The sequence below is a fragment of the Pseudomonas sp. FBCC-B35 genome (assembly GCF_059133755.1).
Window position 1 is genome coordinate 2484624 of the sequence record NZ_CP101439.1, and the last position, 20434, is coordinate 2505057.

General features: G+C 62.2%; 16 protein-coding genes. 7 read left to right on the plus strand and 9 right to left on the minus strand.

Going from position 1 to position 20434, the window contains the following annotated elements; all coding sequences use genetic code 11:
• Nucleotides 1-99 precede the first annotated feature (99 nt).
• Nucleotides 100-1107: a zinc-binding alcohol dehydrogenase family protein gene (locus NMB38_RS11410; RefSeq protein ID WP_028687436.1), complete on the plus strand. Its 1008-nt coding sequence runs from the start codon at nt 100-102 to the stop codon at nt 1105-1107.
• A gap of 23 nt (nt 1108-1130) precedes the next feature.
• On the opposite strand, the gene NMB38_RS11415 is transcribed toward NMB38_RS11410, so the two are convergent.
• Entirely contained in the window at nt 1131-1745 is a 615-nt protein-coding gene (locus NMB38_RS11415) for a dTMP kinase (protein WP_028687437.1), read from the minus strand.
• A gap of 199 nt (nt 1746-1944) precedes the next feature.
• On the opposite strand from NMB38_RS11415, the gene NMB38_RS11420 reads away from it, so the two are divergent.
• Nucleotides 1945-4491: an HWE histidine kinase domain-containing protein gene (locus tag NMB38_RS11420; protein ID WP_028687438.1), complete on the plus strand. Its 2547-nt coding sequence runs from the start codon at nt 1945-1947 to the stop codon at nt 4489-4491.
• Between the two features lie 128 nt (nt 4492-4619).
• On the opposite strand, the gene NMB38_RS11425 is transcribed toward NMB38_RS11420, so the two are convergent.
• Nucleotides 4620-6263 (minus strand): acetolactate synthase large subunit, encoded by a 1644-nt coding sequence (locus NMB38_RS11425; RefSeq protein ID WP_027914964.1) that lies wholly within the window; start codon nt 6261-6263, stop codon nt 4620-4622.
• 168 nt (nt 6264-6431) lie between these two features.
• Here NMB38_RS11425 and NMB38_RS11430 point away from each other — a divergent pair, with 168 nt between their 5' ends.
• The 5 genes from NMB38_RS11430 (at nt 6432) to NMB38_RS11450 (ending at nt 11828) form a co-directional block, all read left to right on the plus strand.
• A complete protein-coding gene (locus NMB38_RS11430) occupies nt 6432-7313 on the plus strand; it encodes a LysR family transcriptional regulator (protein ID WP_027914963.1) in 882 nt (293 codons plus the stop codon).
• A 155-nt stretch (nt 7314-7468) separates the two neighbouring features.
• Nucleotides 7469-8653 carry an MFS transporter gene (locus tag NMB38_RS11435; protein WP_028687440.1) on the plus strand — a complete coding sequence of 395 codons (1185 nt, stop codon included), beginning with the start codon at nt 7469-7471 and terminating at the stop codon, nt 8651-8653.
• Between the two features lie 160 nt (nt 8654-8813).
• A complete protein-coding gene (locus NMB38_RS11440) occupies nt 8814-9665 on the plus strand; it encodes a LysR family transcriptional regulator (protein WP_027914961.1) in 852 nt (283 codons plus the stop codon).
• 94 nt (nt 9666-9759) lie between these two features.
• Nucleotides 9760-10755 carry an aldo/keto reductase gene (locus NMB38_RS11445; RefSeq protein WP_028687442.1) on the plus strand — a complete coding sequence of 332 codons (996 nt, stop codon included), beginning with the start codon at nt 9760-9762 and terminating at the stop codon, nt 10753-10755.
• A gap of 122 nt (nt 10756-10877) precedes the next feature.
• A complete protein-coding gene (locus tag NMB38_RS11450) occupies nt 10878-11828 on the plus strand; it encodes an endonuclease (protein WP_027914959.1) in 951 nt (316 codons plus the stop codon).
• A gap of 24 nt (nt 11829-11852) precedes the next feature.
• On the opposite strand, the gene NMB38_RS11455 is transcribed toward NMB38_RS11450, so the two are convergent.
• The 7 genes from NMB38_RS11455 to NMB38_RS11485 all read right to left on the minus strand — a co-directional run bounded on the left by NMB38_RS11455 (nt 11853) and on the right by NMB38_RS11485 (nt 20431).
• Nucleotides 11853-12815 carry a 2-hydroxyacid dehydrogenase gene (locus NMB38_RS11455; protein WP_049695928.1) on the minus strand — a complete coding sequence of 321 codons (963 nt, stop codon included), beginning with the start codon at nt 12813-12815 and terminating at the stop codon, nt 11853-11855.
• Nucleotides 12812-14116 (minus strand): MFS transporter, encoded by a 1305-nt coding sequence (locus tag NMB38_RS11460; protein WP_028687445.1) that lies wholly within the window; start codon nt 14114-14116, stop codon nt 12812-12814. The genes NMB38_RS11455 and NMB38_RS11460 overlap by 4 nt, the downstream gene beginning before the upstream one ends.
• A gap of 43 nt (nt 14117-14159) precedes the next feature.
• Complete coding sequence (locus NMB38_RS11465) at nt 14160-15125, minus strand: sugar kinase (protein ID WP_494354787.1); 966 nt, start codon at nt 15123-15125, stop codon at nt 14160-14162.
• The gene (locus tag NMB38_RS11470) at nt 15118-15906 is read right to left on the minus strand and encodes a sugar phosphate isomerase/epimerase family protein (protein ID WP_027914956.1); all 789 of its coding nucleotides are present in this window, start codon (nt 15904-15906) and stop codon (nt 15118-15120) included. Before NMB38_RS11470 ends, NMB38_RS11465 begins: the two co-directional genes overlap by 8 nt.
• Before the next feature lie 74 nt (nt 15907-15980).
• Nucleotides 15981-17000, minus strand: a complete 1020-nt coding sequence (locus tag NMB38_RS11475) for a LacI family DNA-binding transcriptional regulator (RefSeq protein WP_104926241.1) — start codon at nt 16998-17000, stop codon at nt 15981-15983.
• 323 nt (nt 17001-17323) lie between these two features.
• Nucleotides 17324-18598, minus strand: a complete 1275-nt coding sequence (locus NMB38_RS11480) for a c-type cytochrome (RefSeq protein WP_371259673.1) — start codon at nt 18596-18598, stop codon at nt 17324-17326.
• A 48-nt stretch (nt 18599-18646) separates the two neighbouring features.
• Complete coding sequence (locus tag NMB38_RS11485) at nt 18647-20431, minus strand: GMC family oxidoreductase (protein ID WP_049695926.1); 1785 nt, start codon at nt 20429-20431, stop codon at nt 18647-18649.
• Nucleotides 20432-20434 lie beyond the last annotated feature (3 nt).

Below are 20434 nucleotides of genomic sequence, written 5' to 3' on the forward strand. Positions count from 1 at the left end.
TCACTCCTGAAAAGAAAGTATTAATTCTTCAAGCCTGTTTTTCTGCGCAATCGATAGTAATAGCCTAGGCAGGTACCTTTTCAACCAAGGCCCTCCCCCATGAAATCTGTCGTTTACTCGCAGCCTGGCTTGCCCCTGCAAGACCCTCAATCTCTCTATGATGCAGACCTGCCCGTACCGTCCCCCGGTGCGCGAGACCTGCTGGTCGAAGTCAAGGCCATCGCAGTCAACCCGGTCGACACCAAGATTCGCGCCAGCCGTGGCGGTGACCAGCCGCAAGTGCTGGGTTGGGACGCGGCCGGCATCGTCCGTGAAGTGGGCGAGCAGGTGACCCTGTTCCAACCAGGGGATGAGGTGTTCTACGCCGGCGCCATCGACCGCCCCGGCTGCTACAGCGAATTCCATCGGGTGGACGAGCGCCTCGTTGGGCGCAAGCCATCTAGCCTGGATGCTGCCAGCGCCGCTGCGCTGCCATTGACGTCCATCACTGCGTGGGAGCTGCTGTTCGACCGCCTGCGCCTCGAAGAAAACGGCGGTCAGGGTCAGCACCTGCTCATCATCGGCGCTGCCGGTGGAGTGGGTTCGATCCTGGTGCAATTGGCCCGCCAGTTGACTGGGCTGACCGTGATCGCTACGGCTTCCAGGGCCCAGACGCAAGCCTGGGTGAAGGACCTGGGTGCCCACCTGGTGATCGACCACTCGGCCCCACTGGCCGCCCAGCTCAGCGCACACGGTGTCGCAGCGGTCGATCACGTGATCAGCTTGACCCATACCGACACTTACCTTGAGCAACTCATCGAGGTACTGCGCCCGCAAGGGCAGCTTGCCTTGATCGATGACCCTGCGCAGCTGGATGTGGTCCCACTCAAGCGCAAATCCTTGTCGCTGCACTGGGAGCTGATGTTTACCCGTTCGCTCTATCAGACGCACGACATGATCAAGCAGCACCAACTGCTCAACCGCATCAGCGAAATGGTCGACACCGGTGTGCTCAAGACGACGGTGGGCGAACATTTCGGGACGATCAATGCGAGCAACCTGAAACGGGCGCACGCGGTCATCGAGAGCGGCAAGGCCAGGGGCAAGATCGTGTTGGAAGGCTTCTGAACCCAGTGGCCTGAACGATGGGTTCAGGCGTGCAGCAGCGGCGTGACGGCCTCCACCAACTGATCGACGGCGTCCGCCACGGTGCCTTCATTTTGACAAAGCAGCCAGCCGTGCTCGTGTGCAGCGTGGTTGAACGCCTGGGTACTCGCCATCTGCTCCTCCAAGGTATGGATGACCGTGCTGCCCAGGCCCCGACGGCGGGACGCAGCCCTCGTCCAGGACGTTTGCGCCGTGGTGAGCACCGCGATGTGCAGGTCAGGCACCTGCACGCCGCGTTCGATGTTCAAACGCAACACCTGGTCGAATGGCACGTTTCGGCGAAACGCCGCGTCCGATGGGTACCAACGGTCAATCAGGACAATGCTGTCGCCAGGTTGACGCGGCAGTACGTGGCGGGTGATCCAGGCGCGGCTTTCGGCCAATCGCTCGCAGACCTGCCACTCAACCGTTGGCGAAGGCTGCCTGGCCAGCTGATTGACCAACGTCATGGTCTGCGCGCGCTGTGGATCATTGTTGCCCTCGCACAGCCTGACCACTTTGTTGCCTCGGGCCCGTAACGCCTGGGTGAGTGCTTCGAGCAGCGTGGTCTTACCAGTACCTTTCGGCCCGTCCATGGCGATGAAAAGCGGGCGACTCATGTGCGTGTACCTCCAAAATCAAGGGCCGCATGAAACCACCGAGGCCAGTCACACACAAGCGCTGGCACCGCGTGCAGACGACTGACACCCTCAAAACTGCTATCCGGGGCACTCACTGGCTATGCCGTACGCGGGTGTGCTGATAGGCTGACGGCGGCAGCCGCGCAGGCAGCCTTTACATCATCTACAGGCATGGCTAATGACCCTCGACCCACAGGTAAACCTGAGTAATTGCGACCGCGAACCCATTCAGATTCCCGGCAGCATCCAGCCCCATGGCTGCTTGCTGGCCTGCGACGCCACCGCAACCGTGGTCCTGCGTCACTCGGTCAATGCGCCGAAATTACTGGGGGTCACGCTGCCGCTCAATGGCCGTAAACTCGATGACGTGATTGGCGGGGAACTCGCCCATACCTTGCGCAATGCCCTGGCCCGTATCCGCGAAGGATCGCGCCCGGCGTTGAGCTTTGCAGTCGCCCTGCCCGATGGCCGGCGTGTAGATGTGTCGGCGCACCGCTTCAAGGGCAGCACTCTCCTGGAGTTCGAGCCTGCGGGCCAAAACGTTGCAGAACCCATCGAGCTTGCGCGCACTTTGATCGCGCAGCTGCGCGAAATCGACCAGACCGACCGCCTGTTCCGCGACGCCGCGCGTTTTGTGCGTGCAGTACTGGGCTACGATCGGGTAATGATCTACCAACTGGGAAGCGATGGCGCCGGCAAAGTGATTGCCGAGGCCAAGCGCAGCACGCTCGAGAGCTTCCTGGGGCAGTATTTTCCCGCATCGGACATCCCGCAGCAGGCACGCGCCTTGTACCTGCGCAACCCGATCAGGGTCATCCCTGACGTGCAGTTCGAGGCGGTGGCCCTGGAGCCTGTGCTGGACCCTTCGGGCGAGCCGTTGGACCTGTCCTATGCCCACCTGCGCAGCGTGTCTCCCATCCACTGCGAATACCTGCAGAACATGGGCGTTGGCGCCACCATGTCCATCTCGATCATCGTCAATGGCGCGCTGTGGGGGTTGATCGCCTGCCATCACTACTCACCACGCAACCTGACCATGGGGCGACGCGTGGCGGCCGAGATGTTTGGCGAGTTCTTCGCCCTGCACATCGAAACAGTGCGCAGCCGGCAACAACTCGAAGCGGCCGTGCAGGTGCACGACACGCTCGACCTGATGCTGCGCGATGCCAACCATGCCGCCGACATGCACAGCTTCTTCGAAGACCGGCTGCCAAGGCTGATGTCGCTGATTCCGTGTGATGGCATCGGCATCTCCCTGCAAGGGCGTTGGTCGAGTGCCGGTACCGTTCCGCCTAGAGCTTGCGTGCCTGAACTGCTGCGCTTCGCCGAAAGCGTGGCCGAAGCCAGGACGTGGGCATCGAACAGCCTTTCACTGGCCCATCCGGCGGCCCAGGCCTACTTCAGCGACGTGTCGGGCGTGCTGCTCATCCCCATTTCGCAGCGCCCGCAAGACTACATCATGTTCTTTCGCAAGGAGGTGGTGCAGACCCTCGACTGGGCGGGCGACCCCAACAAGACCTATACCAGTGGCGCGATGGGCGACCGGCTGACGCCGCGCACGAGTTTTTCCATCTGGAAACAGACTGTGCACCAGCAGTCTGCGCCATGGACGGAGCAGGATCGACAGTTCGGGGACGCCATTCGTACGGCCATCGTCGAGGTGTTGCTGCACAACAGCGAACTGCTGGCCAGCGAACGCTCCAAGGCCGAGGTGCGCCAGCGGGTGCTCAACGAAGAGCTCAACCACAGGGTCAAGAATATCCTGTCGCTGATTGGCGCACTGGTTGCCCATCCCACGGCCGAGGGCCAGACGCTCAAGGGTTACGTGAACACCTTGCAGGGCCGCATCCAGGCCCTGTCGCTGGCCCACGACCAGGTCGTGCGGGGTGATGGCGGTGGGCGCCTGGCGATGTTGCTCGATGCCGAATTGTCGCCTTACCGCACGGCTATTGCCGACATCGTCATGCAAGGACCCAACGTGATTCTCGATGCCAGGGCCTATTCGGTGATGGCCCTGGTGCTGCACGAACTGGCGACCAACGCGGCCAAGTACGGTGCGCTGTCGAGTCCAGGGGGGCGGCTGTCTGTGAGCTGGGCGATCGATGCTGCAGGCGCCTGCGCCATCATCTGGCAGGAAAGCGGCGGCCCGCAGGTGCAGGTACCCCGGCGCCGCGGCTTCGGCTCGGTACTCATCGAGCGCAGCATCCCGTTCGATCTGGGCGGTACCAGTAGCGTGGAGTACTACCCTGATGGGGTGCAGGGCTTGTTCACGCTGCCAGCCAGGCACCTGGCGGTTGCCGAGTCCGAGCCTGCGCCTGCTGCTGCCGCGCCCATGATCGATTCCTCTGACCCATTCGCCGCACGACCTGGCCTGAGCGTGATGATCCTGGAGGATCAGTTGGTCATTGCCATCGGCCTCGAGCAAATTCTCAACGACGCCCACATCGAGCATGTCATCACGGCCAGTTCCGAGCAGGAAGCTTTGCAGGTTTTGGAGCAGCACTCACCCGACGCCGCCATTCTCGATGTGAACCTGGGGCGCGGTACGTCCATTGCCGTGGCCGAGGCATTGATGCGTCGGCGCATCCCTTTCCTGTTCGCAACCGGTTATGGCGATGGCATCAGTATTCCCGCGCACCTGAAGCACATTCCGGTCACACGCAAACCTTATGACATGAGTACCATCGTGATGAGCCTTCGTGGCCTGCTCGAACCGCAGGACTGAAGACGCTCAAGACGGCGGCCATTGCGGCCGCCGTACACAGCCTGAGATCACATCCACGCATCCTGCTGCAGCTGGTCAATGCAGCAGGATGATCGACTCGGCGATCAGACGCAGCGTGTGGGCACGCTTCAGATCGCCAGCGCCCGCTCGCGCAGCTCGCTGTTGAGAATGCGGTCGTTCTCGCTGTAGTCGACCGGGCAGTCGATCACATGAACGCCTGGGGTGGTGATGCAGTGCTCCAGCAAGGGCAGCAGGCCCTCGGCGCTTTCGACACGGTGGCCGGTGGCGCCGTAGGCTTCGGCGTACTTGACGAAGTCCGGGTTGCCATAGTCCAGGCCGAAGTCGGTGAAGCCCATGTTGGCCTGCTTCCAGCGGATCATGCCGTAGCCGTCGTCACGCAGAATGACCACGGTGATGTGCATCCCTAAGCGCACTGCGGTTTCCAGTTCCTGGCTGTTCATCATGAAGCCGCCGTCGCCGCATACCGAGATCACCGGGCGGTCCGGGTAGACCAGATGCGAGGCCATGGCCGATGGCAAGCCGGCACCCATGGTCGCCAGGGCGTTGTCCAGCAGCACCGTGTTGGGCTTGTGAGCCTTGTAGTTACGAGCGAACCAGATCTTGTAGATGCCATTGTCCAGGGCCACGATGCCCTCGGAAGGCAGTACGCGGCGGATGTCGGCTACCAGGCGTTGTGGGTAGACCGGGAAGCGGTCGTCGTCGCCGCCTTCGGCGATCTGCGCCTCGTTGGCTTCACGAATCGCCATCAGGCGGGTGAAGTCCCAGTGCGCGGTGTCGGTCAGTTGCTCGCTGATCTGCCACACGGCGTTGGCGATGTCACCGATCACTTCGACCTGAGGGAAGTACACGGCATCGACTTCGGCGGAGCGGAAGCTGATGTGGATGACTTCGGTGCCGCCACGGACCATGAAGAACGGTGGCTTCTCGATCACGTCGTGACCGATGTTGATGATCAGGTCGGCCGCCTCGATCGCACGGTGCACGAAATCGCCGGACGACAACGCCGCGTTGCCCAGGAAGCGTGGGTGACGCTCATCGACCACGCCCTTACCCATCTGGGTGGTGATGAACGGGATGCCGGTCTTGTCGATCAGCTGCTTGAGCACCTTGGCGGTCATCTTGCGGTTGGCGCCGGCACCGATCACCAGAATCGGGCTGCGCGCTTTATGCAATTTTTCCACGGCTGCGTCGATGGCCACGTGCTCGGCCAGCGGGCGACGGTGCAGGCTGCGCGGGATAGGCAGGGCATCGGTCTGCTCGGCGGCGATGTCTTCAGGCAGTTCCAGGTGCACAGCACCCGGCTTTTCTTCCTCGGCCAGGCGGAAGGCTTCGCGCATGCGGGCCGGGATGTTGTCGGCCGAGGCGAACTGGTGGGTGTACTTGGTGATGGGGTCCATCATGCCGCACACGTCGATGATCTGGAAACGGCCCTGCTTGGACTTCTTGATCGGCTTCTGCCCGGTGATCATCATCATCGGCATGCCGCCGAGATAAGCATAGGCGCTGGCGGTGACCAGGTTGGTAGCGCCGGGGCCCAGGGTGGACAGGCTGACGCCGGTCTTGCCGGTCAGCCGACCGTAGGTGGCAGCCATGAAGCCTGCAGACTGTTCATGGCGGGTCAGTACCAGCTTGATCTTCGACTTGCGCAGGGATTCGAGCAGGTCGAGGTTTTCTTCACCGGGAATGCCGAACACATACTCGACACCTTCGTTTTCCAGGCATTGCACAACGACATCGGCGGCCTTGGCCATTTAATGTACTACCTCAAGATCCAGGGAGGATGCAGCCGGCTGGCTGCGTGACTGAGATGTTGCAGGATGTCTCAGTGGCGCGCATCGTAGGCCTTGGCGTTAATAATAGTAAATATATTGTTATGATGCTGAGCATCACAAAACGTTATCAATTCCGGAATACCTCAAATGAATCTCAAGGCGCTGCGTTGTTGCGTTGAAATCGTCCGCCAGGGCAGCTTCACCAAGGCCGCTCAGCACCTGCACATCGCCCAGCCGGCGCTGAGCATGGCTGTGACGCGTCTTGAAGAAGAACTGGGCGTCAGTCTGTTCAACCGCACTACACGCAAGGTGGTGCTGACGGTGGAAGGCGAGCAGTTTCTGCCCCGCATCGCATCAGCGTTGCGGGAGATGGACGTGGCCCGCCAGGCGTTGCGCGACATGGCCGACCTCAAGCGTGGCGAAGTGAGGCTGGGGATCCCGCCCATGTTCGGCCTGCACTATGTGCCCGGGCTGATGAACGCCTTTCGCCGGCTTTATCCCGGCATCGCCATGACGGTTTTCGAGGGCAGCGCCGAAGACATTGGCCAACGCCTTGAACAACGGGAAATCGACCTGGCGCTGCTCGAGTCTCGCCGCGTGCCCTCGGACAAGGAGTCGATCCTGTTGGGTAGCGATGAGATGCTGGCCTGCATGCACCCGGATCACCCCTACGCCAGCAAGGCAAGCCTGACCGCCGAAGATCTGCGCAACACTGACATGGTGGTGTTCGACCGCACATTCGTACAGCGTCAGCTGCTCGACGCCTTCTTTGCCGAACACGGCATCACTTACCAAGTGGCATTGCAGAGCAATTTCGTCTCGTTGGTGGTCCAGGCCGCCCTGGACAACATGGGCGTGGCCACATTGCTGCGCTCAGTGCAATTGAGAACACCAGGGATCGTTGGCGTGCCGTTCGAGCCTGCCCAGCAGATGAGTTTTCGGCTGTGCTGGCGCTCGGGTGAGTACTTGTCGCTGGCCAGCCAGCGCTTCATCGATTTTGCCGGACAGAGTCAATATCTGGATCGCTAGCGGCCTGGAGTACATCTGTACTCCAGCTCGCTCGACGCTGTCTGCGCCCACATAGCTTCGTTAATTGGGTCGGCTAGTGAGTCAGCGCGCCTCGACGCACCGTTCGCGTCTCCATTATCATCACTTGAACGTTTCAGCATGTTTCAAGGAGCCAGATGTCTGTTCTAGAACCCTCCCCACTGCCCGGTAAAAGTACCGTCGTAAAGATTGAAGCCGCCATGGCATTGGGCAGCTTCGCCATTGGTACCGGCGAGTTCGCCATCATGGGTCTGATGCCGGATATCGCCAGCAACCTCAACTTGAGCGAACCGCAGGTCGGTCACGCCATCAGCGCTTATGCGCTAGGGGTGATGGTGGGCGCACCCACCTTGGCCATTCTGGGCGCCAAGGTTCTGCGCAAGCACATGCTGCTGATGCTGATGGCCCTGTACGCCCTGGGCAACCTGGCCACTGCCTTCGCACCGTCGTTTGGCGGTCTGATCGCGTTTCGCTTCATCAGCGGCCTGCCCCACGGCGCGTACTTCGGCATCGCCGCAGTCGTAGCCTCCAGCATGGTGCCCAACAACCAGCGCGCGGGCGCCGTGGCACGGGTCATGATGGGGCTTACCCTGGCCATGTTGCTGGGCAACCCGATCGCCACCTTTCTGGGCCAGTACTTCGGCTGGCGTTCGGCGTTCGTGTTGGTCGGCCTGATCGCCGTTTGCACCATCGCGATGGTGTGGCGCTTTGTGCCCCAGCGTCATGATGAGGTGCGCAGTGACCCGCGCAAGGAACTCAAGGCCTTCACCCTGCCCCAGGTATGGATGGCGCTGGGCATTGCGTCCATCGGCTTTGCCGGCATGTTCTGCGTGTTCAGCTACCTGGCCCCGACCATGCTCGAGGTGACCCGCGTGGCGCCCCAGTGGATCCCGTTCGGCCTGGCAGCCTTCGGCCTGGGCGGCATCGTCGGCAACATCGTGGGCGGCAAATTATTCGACCGCTTGCAGTTCCGCGCCGTGGGGCTGGTGCTGGCGTGGTCAGTGTTGGTCCTGCTGTTCTTCACCTTTGCCGCGGCGAACCTGTGGAGCCTGCTATTGGGCATTGGCCTGGTGGGCACCATGATCGCCCTGGCAGCGCCTTTGCAAATCCGCCTGATGGACATCGCGCACGAAGCCCCAAGCCTTGCAGCGGCCTCGAACCATGCCGCCTTCAACCTAGCCAACGCCCTGGGCCCATGGCTGGGTGGCATGGCTATCACGGCGGGGTTGGGCTGGACCAGTACAGGCTACATCGGCGCCGCCATGGCGCTGCTGGGCCTGGGACTCTATGCGGTGGCGCGGCGCATGAAAGGCGGCGCTTGAGACAGAGGAGAGCACCGCGCTGATGGTGTGCCTGGCGGTGGCGTGGCCGGCGCACCAGTACAGCCCGTTGCCAGAAGCGGGCCTTGCCAAACTGCCGGCACGGGCTAGTACCCTAAACCCCACCTAACCCCTCTCAGACCCACCACTGCCGAGCCTGCTCATGTTCGATTGGGAAGACCTACGCCATTTCTCGACTTTCTGCGCCACCGGGTCGCTGTCTGCCGCCGCCAGGGTTCTGTCAGTCGACCACGCCACCGTCGCTCGGCGGATCGCCTCCCTCGAAGCTTCGCTGAATCTGAAGCTGGTCGACCGCCGCGCACGGGCCTATGTACTCACCGACGAAGGCGAACGCGTAGGTGAGTTGGCCGGCCAGATGGCCGCGTCGTCCTTCGCCCTCGAACACTTCGCCAGCGCCGGTCAACAGACGGTAGAAGGTGAAGTGGTCCTTTCGGCGCCGCCCGCCCTGCTGGGCAGCATCATCGCCAGGCGCCTCGGGGACCTCTACCAGCAATACCCGCAGCTGCGGCTGCGGTTGGTCGGCAGCAAGTCCCGGGCATCCTTGGCCAGGCGCGAGGCCGACATCAGCATCGTCTTGTCACGGCCCACCGAGCCCACCCTGGTGGTCAGTCTGCTCGGTCACCTGGATTACCGTTTGTATGCCAGTGCCGATTACCAAGCCAGCGGTTCGGCACGGCGATACATCGGTTATGACGCCTCCCAGGCCCATTCGCCGCAGCAGCAGTGGCTCAACCGCCAGGCGGGCGCGCAACCCTTTGCCCTGCTGAGCAACGACCTGCGCATTCAGGCCCAGGCCTGTGCCGGGGGGATCGGCATCGCTTGCCTGCCCGCCTTCATGGCCCATGAGCAAGGGTTGATCGTGGTGGGGCTGCCTGAGCAGACCATGAGCATCGAGATCTGGCTGGCGGTGCACGAAGACGTGCGCGCCACGCCGCGCATAAAGGCAGTGACCGACTTCCTGCACCAGCAGGTCAAGCCCCTGTTGCGCTTGTGAATTCCTGCATGTCCCACTTGCAGCAACAGGGAATGTGCCTGCATGGCCAACAAGGGTACGCTGCACCTATTCAAAGGCTGACGAGGACACACTGATGCAATACGTGAAACTGGGTACCACCGGGTTGGACATTTCCAGGTTGTGCCTGGGCTGCATGACCTTCGGCGAGCCGGATGCCGGCACGCACCCCTGGACACTGGGCGAAGAAGCGAGCAGACCTATCATTCGCCACGCCGTTGAGCAAGGCATCAACTTTTTCGACACGGCCAACAGCTATTCAGCGGGCACTTCCGAGGTGATCCTCGGCAAACTGCTCAAGGAGTTCACCCGGCGTGACGAGACGGTGATCGCCACCAAGGTCTTCTACCCAGCCAACATGTGGCAAGGCGCCAGCCGTCCCAACGAGCAAGGGCTGTCGCGCAAGGCGATCATGACCAGTATCGACGCCAGCCTCTCGCGTTTGGGCACCGACTACGTCGACCTTTACCAGATCCATCGCTGGGACTACACCACGCCCATCGAAGAGACCATGGAAGCGCTCAACGACGTGGTCAGGGCGGGCAAAGCGCGCTATATCGGCGCTTCGTCGATGTACGCATGGCAATTTGCCAAGGCGCAACAGGTAGCCGCCAGCAACGGCTGGAGCCGTTTCGTGTCGATGCAGAACTTCCTGAACCTGCTGTACCGCGAGGAAGAGCGCGAAATGATTCCGCTGTGCCTGGATCAGGGCGTCGGGCTGATGCCCTGGAGCCCTATGGCACGGGGTCGCCTGACACGCCCCAATGGCCAGCAGACCGAGCGGACTCGCACTGATCTGTCCGGACAGTCATTCTTCGAAAACAGCGAGGAACAAGACGGGCGGGTCATCGACGTGGTCGAACAGATTGCCCAGGAACGCGGCGTGCCGATGGCGCAAGTGGCGCTTGCCTGGGTACTGGGTAAGCAAGGGGTCAGCTCGCCCATCGTAGGTGCGTCCAAGCCTGCGCACCTGGACGACGCGTTGGCCGCTATCGACCTGCACCTGACGGCTGAGGAAACCGCTCGGCTCGAAGCACCCTACGTGCCCCATGCAGTCACCGGTTTCAAGTAGCCTCAGCGTGCGATAAAACCCATTGGCCACCCCTTTTCCTACACGTGGTGGTCAATGTGTGCTGTCTGCTCTGGGTAGAAGTACTACAATGCACGCCCCTGTAATCTGTGTGCTGTTTACCCATGAAATCATTGCGTTACGCCCTTCATCTACTGCTGATTCTAAGTGGCTATACCTGGGCTAATCCGCCCTCCACCTTTGCTGAAGCCAAGGTCGTGGCAAAGCAGCAGGTCTACATGGACCAAGGCAAGAGCGCCATGGGCGAACTGTACTGCGGCTGCCAATGGACATGGGTAGGCAAGTCAGGCGGACGGATCGACGCGGCTTCGTGTGGGTACCAGACCCGAAAACAGCAAAACCGCGCCGAGCGCACCGAGTGGGAGCACATCGTGCCAGCCCATACCTTCGGTAACCAACGCCAGTGTTGGAAAAACGGCGGTCGGGAGCATTGCGTGGACAGCGACCCGGTGTTCCGCGCCATGGAGGCCGACCTCTTCAACCTCTACCCAGCCGTGGGTGAGGTGAACGGTGACCGCAGCAATTTCAACTACGGCATGGTCAGTGGCAACCAAGGCGAGTATGGCCAGTGCACGACCAAGGTGGATTTCGCCCAACGCGCGGCTGAGCCAAGGGATGAGGTCAAAGGCCTGGTCGCCCGTACCACGTTCTACATGTTCGATCGCTACCGCCTGAACATGTCGCGCCAACAGCAACAACTGCTGATGGCATGGGACCGCCAGCACCCCGTCTCAGCCTGGGAAAAAGAGCGCGACCGACGCATCTCCGCCATCATGGGCCACGCCAACCCGTTCGTCACGGGCGAACGCCAATGGACGCTGAACTACACACCCACGGGCGATGGCGTTCAGCCGTCATTGGCGGCGCCAGTCCGTACCTCCGCCGCTAGCCAAGCCCCGGTGGGCGCCGTGCTGGGCAACCGCAACAGCCACGTGTATCACTTGGCTGCCGGGTGCCCGGGCTATCACCAGGTCGCGCCCAAGAACCAGGTCGCGTTCGCGACCGAGGTAGAAGCCCAGGCGGCGGGCTACCGAAAAGCCGGCAACTGCCGTTGATCCACCACCCTCAGCGGCGGCTTATCAGCCATTGACCGCGTTGGCCGGGCGCCTACCCGCCAGCGCGGCGAGCAGGTTGTCCACGGCGCAACGCGCCATCGCTTGCCGAGTTTCTTCTGTGGCCGAACCTATGTGCGGGGTGGCCACTACGTTGTCCAGCCGGAGCAAAGGCGAGTCGGCCGCCAATGGCTCCTGAACGAATACATCCAGGCCCGCGCCGCGGATGCGCCGTGTTTCAAGGGCATCGATCAATGCCTGTTCGTCCACGACCCGCCCTCGGGAGATATTGATCAGGATGGCCTCAGGCTTCATCAGCGCCAGCTCCCCGCGCCCGATCAGCCCTTCGGTAGCTGCGCTCAACGGGACGGTGAGGCAGACGAAATCTGCCTGCGCCAATAGCTCGTCCAGAGCAAAGCGTCTGGCCCCGTAGCGGGCCTCGACGTCAGGCTTGGGTCGCTGGCTGTGGTAGATCACCTGCATGCCGAAACCAGCGGCCGCTCGCCGCGCCAGCGCCTCACCGATCCGTCCCATGCCGACGATGCCCAGCGTCTTGCCGTGCACGTCGCTGCCGAACTGCGCAGGACCAAGGCCCGATCGCCAGTGACCGTCGCGTACCCAGTTGGCCAGTTCCACCACCCGCCTGGCGGTGGCCAGGATCAGTGCGAAGCCGGTGTCGGCCGTGGTTTCGGTCAACACATCGGGGGTGTTGGTAAGCACGATACCGCGTCGATCAAGGTCGGCGATGTCATAGTTGTCCACGCCCACCGAGACACTGGAAATGACCTCGAGCTCGGGCGCCAGGTCAAGCAGGCTGGCATCCAGGCGCACACTGGCGCCCAGCAACCCGTGGGCGCCAGGCAGCGCATCACGCAAGCGCGCCATGCCATCGGGACGGGCCAGGTCGACGGTGGTGACCTCTGCCGCGGCCTGAAGGCGAGCGAGCAAGTCGGGGGACAACGCCTTGTACAGCACGATGCGTTTTTTCATGTCGGGTTCCTGGAAGGGATGGCCGGGCGCAGGCAAGGTGTCTTGGCACGCCCGGAAGTCGTTGAGTTGTTCAGCGCCGCGGTCAGGGCGACGGCGCACAGCAGCGCGCCGCACATGAACAGGTACGAGGCCGCAGGGCTACCCGTGGCACCATTGAGGTAACCCACCAGCCACGAACCACCGAACGAGCCCAGCGCGCCCATGCTGTTGATCAAGGCCATGGCGCCACCGGCCACGTTGGCCGGCAGAATCTCGGGCACGATCGCGAAAAACGGGCCGTAGGGGGCATACATGCAGGCCCCGGCGACCACCAGCAGTGCATACGACAGCCAGAAGTGCTCGGTCCCCAAAGCGTAGGAGCCGTAGAACGCGAGCGCTGCCACCAGCAGCGGTGGCCACACGAAGCGCTTGCGCCGTTGCATCCGATCGGAGGCCCAGGAGACGCCCACCATCGCGATCACTGCTGCCAGGTAGGGTACCGAGGCCAGCCACCCGGCCTCGACGATGTCGACGTTGGCTGCCTGCTTGAGGATCGAGGGCAGCCACAGCACAAAGCCGTACACGCCAATGCTCCAGCAGAAATACTGCAGTGACAGAATGATCACCTGCGGCGAGCGGAACGCCTCTCGGTAGTTCTTGACCGGCTTGATGCCCTGCTGCTCTGCCGCCAGCGCCTGTTGCAGATCATTCTTCTCCTGCTCGCTCAGCCACGAAACCTGCGCAGGCCGGTCATCGACCAGGCGCCACCAGCAAAACGCCCAGATGACCGCCGGCAAACCCTCGATGATGAACATCCAGCGCCAGTCGAAATGCTTGATCAGGTAGCCGGACACCACCGACATCCACAGGATGGTCACTGGATTGCCCAGCATCAGGAAGGTATTGGCGCGCGAACGTTCCGCCCGGGTGAACCAGTGGCACAGGTAGACCAGCATGGCCGGCATCACCGCCGCCTCTACCACACCCAGCAGAAAACGGATGCCAATCAGCATGTACACGTTGCTGACCATGCCGGTCAGCGTGGCCAGCCCACCCCACAGGATCAGGCAGACGAAAATGAGCTTCTTGACGCTGCGCTTTTGGGCGTAGATAGCCCCCGGTACCTGGAAGAAGAAGTAGCCCAGAAAGAACAGCGCACCCAGTAGCGAGGACAGCACAGGGGTGATGTGCAGGTCTTCGGCCATGCCCGATGCGGCTGCGAAGCCGTAGTTGGCACGGTCCAGATAGGCAAGGCTGTAGGTGACGAACACGATGGGGATGATGTACCACCAGCGGCGTGGCGCCAGGCTTGTACGTTTCATGGTGAGTTTCTCCTGAGCTTGTTGTTTTTGTGCGACAGGTGATTCAGGCCGTGCGTATTTCAGGGTTTTGTGGGGATTCGTATGCCGTCAGGTCCTGCCGGTGCGGCAAGCCCTCCATATCACCGCGCGACTGCACCGCGCGGCTGCCGCACCAATTGCCGCGGGCAACGGCGTGCTCGACGGGCTGGCCTTCAAGCAAGGCGCTGAGCACACCGACGGCGAAGGCATCGCCAGCGCCCACGGTATCGACCACGCAGGGCGCATGTACGGCCGCGACTTGGCCCTCCTCGTTGGCACTGCGGTAGTAGGCGCCCGCCTCGCCCAGCTTGATCACCACCAGGTCCACACCAAGGTCCAGGTAAAAGCCGGCAATCTCGGCAGGTGTCTGCCTGCCCGTGAGCAGGCGGCCCTCCTCCAGCCCCGGCAGCACCCAATTGGCCTGGGCAGCAATGGCGTTGATTTCGGTGATCATGCGCTGTTTGTCGGGCCATAGCGTCGGGCGCAGATTGGGGTCGAATGAAAGGGTGCGACCGGCTTTGCGCATCTGGCTGACCAACGCCTGGGCAAGCCCCCGACAGCCGTCCGACAGCGCCAGCGGAATGCCGGTTACGTGCAGGTGGCCCGCGCGCAACCAGGCCGGATCCAGCATCGAAGCGCTCATGTGGCTGGCTGCAGAGCCACGCCGGAAATACTCGACGACAGGGTCACTGCCGTCATCGCAGCGCGCCTTCAGTTGAAAACCCGTCGGATGCGTTGGGTCAACCTGCACATCCGCGCAGTCGATCCCCTCTGCGCGCAAACTGTCGAGTACGAAGCGCCCCAGCGAGTCGTTGCCGACCCGGCTGATCCAGCGCACGCCAAAGCCAAGCCGCGACAAGCCGATGGCGACATTGCTGTCGGCGCCGGCAATGCGTTTGCCGAAACGCCCGACCTGTGCAAGATCCCCCATATCATCGGCCACGAACATGGCCATGGTCTCGCCGAAGCACAACACGTCATGATCAGGCATGGCTCAGCTCCCGTGCGCAGTGGCGCGCACCCAGTGCGGACAGTTGATGTACGTGGCTGCGCGTCACGGTCAGCAAGTCTTCGCCAAGCAGCGGGTATTCCACAGCACGCATGACCCCAGGTGTGAAATGGGCCAGGATCTGCTGCCAGTGCTCAAGATCGGGCGCCTGAGGTGCAGCGGCAGCCAGTCGCCCACCACCATGGCGAGTCACTGCTTTGCAGTGCACATACTCAACCCATCGCCCAAGAAGGCTGGCGGCTTCCAGCACCGGCTCGTCCAGCCACTGCCAGTTGCCGATGTCGAACGTCATGCCGACCCGCACGCCGCACGCGTGTGCCTGTTCGAAAAAGCCCACGAGCGGCGCGATCCGCCCACCGTGCTCAGTCTGGTCGTTCTCGACCAGCAACACGGGGCCGTCCTCGGGTAGCACCGCCCGCAATACCTGCATGTCGACGCCAGCTCGGTAATGCCCCAAAGACACCTTCACCGCTACAGCCCCAAGTGCCTTGGCGATGCGCAGCTTGGCACCCAGTTCGGGCGCGGGCGTACCCTCTGCGCACCAAAGCTCCAGCGGTGTGGAATAGAGGCACTGCAGCCCTGCACCGGCGATGAATGCACCCAAGGCAGTCGGGTCGGGCTGGCATGAGAACAATTCCTCACGTAACTCAACGCGGCTTGCCCCGGCGCTTGCCAGCAGATCGATGAACTGCTCCTGGCCGCGTTGTCGGACGAAGTCTGCGCCGTAGCTGGACAGGCTGATGGAAACAGGATTTGCATGCATTGTTATTGTCCTATGAAACCGGTTTCATTTTTGAACGTCAGGCATTGCGGATAGGCCGCTAGCCGCCGTTATGTTCAGCGTAGGGGGGTGGAACCTCGTATGATCAGCGACGCTTTGAAATCGATGCGCCGGGCGGCGCCTTGTTCACCATGCAGGCGACTGAGCAAGTGCTCGAACGCTGCCATGCCGATGCGTTCGGTGGGCTGCGCCAGGGCCGTGATGCCGTTGCCTACCAAGGGGTACCAGTCAAGGTCGTCCAAGGCGATCACCCCAACATTACCGAACAGCGCATGCCCGGCCTCGCGCAATGCGCTGGTGACCGCCAGCGTTGCAACGCCGTTGAGGGGGAAAAGTGCCTTGGGACGGGTGCCGTTGCTGCCCAGGAAACGGATGAGCGCTTGCGACAATGCCAAGCCGGTCTGCACGACCTCGCACTGCATGTCGGCGCGGCTTTGGACACAGGCGGTCAACGCCTGGACCCGCTCGGCTCGCGAGCTGGTACCATCCAGCGGCTCGGTGACGGCGAGAATGTCCCGGTAACCCCGGGCGTGCAGATGCTCGACACCCTGCTGCATCGCTTGAGCGTTGTCCAGGCCGACCAAGTCGGCGTTAATCTCAGGTAACTGCCGGTCGACCAGCACGATGGGCAGGTCACGCATGACGGTAAGCAACTCACCTGGGTGGTGGCCCAGGGTGTTCACGATCAGCCCTTCCACGTTGTAGGACTGCAACGCGCGCAGATGGTGGCGCTCTTGCTCGTCATCGCGGTTGGTGTTGCACACTACAAGGCTGTAGCCATGCTGGCGACAAGCCGTCTCCACGCCGTGCATGACTGCGACCGAATAGGGATTGAGAATATCGGCGACCAGCATGCCGATCAGTCGTGTCTGCCCGCGCTTGAGCCCGCGCGCCATCTGGTTCGGCCGATAGCCAAGCTGCTCGATCACCTCGCCCAGGCGTTGGGCCGTGGCATCGGCCAGCAACTGGCGATCGCCTCCGATGTACCGGGAAACGGTGGCCTTGGAGACACCTGCGACACGGGCCACCTCGCTGATGGTGACACGGTCGCGCGCTGGCGCGGGTGCTGGGCTCATGATGGGACCTTGTGGTTGTTGTGATCATGATGAAACCGGTTTCACTAGAACAAAAAATGCCTATACGCGTCAATCCACCGTTGATCGGGAATGCTGTTTACTGCCGGTTCAAACAGTATGAGGACCCTGTGGAAGCGGCCTAGCCGGGGCGCCGGACCAGCCGTGATGGGCCGCCCAGAAGCCCCAGCGATGTAAGATACGAAGCTAAAATCTGGGGGCCGCTGCGCGGTCTATCGCGGCCGGAAGGGCTTTGACTCTCGGGATTCCAGGCTGCAGGGGCAGTGCAAACACAGGGCCCCTGGCAGCGGCATAGCCCTGCAGCGCTAGTGCTCGGTCACCTGCCCGAGATCATCACCCGATGTCTGCTTCATGTCGCTTGTGCGAAGCTTTTTCACCGCCTTGACCTCGATAGGCTCACCCTGGTTACCCCAGCTGGTGCGGATAAAGTTGACCACGTCAGTCACCTCCTGGTCGCTCAGGCGCCAGCCATAGGCCGGCATGGTGAAGTTCGAGGGCGCCGTGCGGGTCGCGGGCAGGGTCCCACCCTTGAGTACCAAATGAATCAACGAGGTAGCATCCTGGGTCTGCACCACCGGGTTACCGGCAAGCGCTGGGAAGACGCGCGTGTACCCCTTGCCATCGGTGCGGTGGCAGGCGGCGCAATTGTCGATATATACCCCAGCCCCTGGCTTGCTGTCGTCGCCTTTCCACAGCGCATCCGCCACTTGCCGGTCGTAGACGTGGGGCGTGTCATTCGGATTGCTGGGCGGCAAGGTCTTCAAGTAGCGCGCTATGGCTGTCAGGTCGGCGTCGCTCATGTACTGCATGCTGTGCTCCACCACATCGCTCATGCCACCGAACACGGCACTGGTGTCGCTGCGGCCAGTCTTGAGAAACTGCACCAGCTGTGCCTCGCTCCAACTGCCCAGACCATCCTTGTGATCGCCTCGCAGATTCTTCGCCACCCAGCCTTCGAGCGGCGCGCTGCCGGCCAGGAAAGCATCGCCCTCCTTTGCACTTAACGCTTTTTCCTGCATGGTCAGTGCCCTTGGGGTATGGCAGGCACCGCAGTGGCCCAGGCCTTCGACCAGGTAAGCGCCGCGATCGATCACCGGATCTCGCTCGGGCAACGGCTGCCAATGTTCAGGCTTCGGGGCGAATACACCGCGCCAGATCGACAACGGCCAGCGCATGCTCAGGGGCCAAGGAATGTCCGTGTCCTTGTTCGGCTCCTGCACGGGAGTTACGCCCTTCATGAAGTAGGCGTACAACGCCTGCATGTCGGGTTCGGTCAACCGCGCATAGGACGGGTACGGCATGGCCGGGTACAGTGTACTGCCATCCTTGCGGATCCCACGGCGAAGGGCTCGGTCGAAGTCTTCGAAACTGTACTGACCGATGCCCTCGGATGAGGGGGTGATGTTGGTCGAGTAGATCGTGCCAATGGGCGTTTCCATCGGCAACCCACCCGCAAAGGGCTTGCCGTCCTTGGCCGTGTGGCAAGCCACACAGTCCCCTGCACGCGCCAGGTACTCACCCTGGCTAACCAGCGTCTGTTCGGCCTGCGCTGCCTGCGTTGTCTGCGCCGTCATGCCCATACCCACCAGCACAGTGGCGATCAACATTCTGTTCATGCTCATCGCTCCTTACACCGCCACCAGGGGGCCGGGATTCTTCAGGTACCGTTCACGAATGGCCCGTGCCGACCAGTAGGTCAGCGCAGCGACCAGACCGGTCGGGTTGTAGCCAAGCCCCTGCGGGAACGCCGAGGCCCCAGGTACGAACACGTTGTGTACATCCCAACACTGTAAATAGCGGTTCAAAGCGCTGGTTTTTGGGTCGGTCCCCATGATCGCCCCACCGTTGAGGTGAGTCGTCTGGTAGGAGGCAGTATTGAAGTGTTCCTTGACCTGCTTCCCCAGCACCGCAATGGCCTTGGGGTTCATGGCCTTGGCGATGGCGCTGAGCTTGCCGACCATGAACTGGTTCATTCGGATGTCGTTTTCCTGCCAATCGAAGGTCATGCGCAACAGCGGCAGGCCATAAGCATCACGGTAGGTAGGATCCAGGTCCAGGTAATTGCCGCGGTAGGACTGGTGCGCGCCGTGGGCATCCATGGATATCTGGTGGGTGTAGTAGTCGGCGGTGGCCTTTTTCCAGGCGCTGCCCCATGCAGGCGTGCCCGGCGGGTTGCCTACACCTGCGATGGGCCGGGTCCCCGCCTGGTTGACCCACATCGGGGAGCCACCCACGAAGCCGTGAGGGCCATGGTCGAAATTGTCGGCGTTGAAGTCGTCGATCGCCACGCCATTACCACCGGCGCCGATGAAGTTGTTGGTGTGCAAGTCCTTGTCGAAGAAGGCCTTGACCGTGCCCATGTTCTGATAGGCGAAATTGCGCCCGACCACCCCTTCGTTCTTGACCGGGTCGTAGGGCTTGCCGATGCCAGAAAGCAGCATCAGGCGCACATTGTTGAACTGAAAAGCCGACAGGATCACCAGGTCGGCCGGCTGTTCCACCTCACGGCCCTGGGCGTCGATGTAGGTGACCCCGGTCGCACGCTGCTTGCTGTCGTCCAGGTTCACCTTCAGTACATGGGCATTGGGCCTTAGCTCGAAGTGCTCCACCTGGCGCAGCGCGGGCAGGATGTTTACGTTCGGCGATGCCTTGGAGTACATGTAGCACACGTAGCCGCTGCAAAATCCGCAGAAATTGCACGGTCCCATCTGAGCGCCATACGGGTTGGTGTAAGGGCCGGATGTGTTGGCCGAGGGCAGGTTGTAAGGGTGATAGCCCAACGACGAGGTGGCCTTCTGGAAAACCTGAGCCGACACCACGTTCTTCTGCGAGGGCAGCGGGAACGGATTGGAACGGTCCGGGGCAAACGGATTGCCGCCTTTGCCCTGCCCGACCAGTTCACCCTTGACCGTCCAGGCCTGCCCCGAGGTGCCGAACACCTTCTCGGCGAAGTCGAAGTAGGGTTCCAACTCTTCGTAACTGACGCCGAAATCCTGAATGGTCATGTCCTGGGGGATGAAGGACTTGCCGTAGCGTTCTTCGTAGTGGCTGCGCATGCGCAGCTCCATCGGGTCGACACGAAAGTGTACGCCCGACCAGTGCAAACCGGCACCGCCTACGCCCTTGCCGGGCAGGAACGCGCCCAGCTGGCGGTACGGCAACGCTACATCGTTGACGGTATGGCGTATGGTCACCGTTTCCTTGGAAAGGTCCACGAATAGCTTCTTGCGCACGCTGTAAGTCAGTTCGTCGATCACTTGCGGGTAGCTGCCATCGGGGTAAGTGTCCTGCATAGGCCCGCGCTCCAGCGCCACCACGTGCAGGCCGGCCTCGGTCAGTTCCTTGGCCATGATTGCCCCCGTCCAGCCAAAGCCGACGATCACTGCGTCGACCTTCTTCAATGCATTGGCCATGGC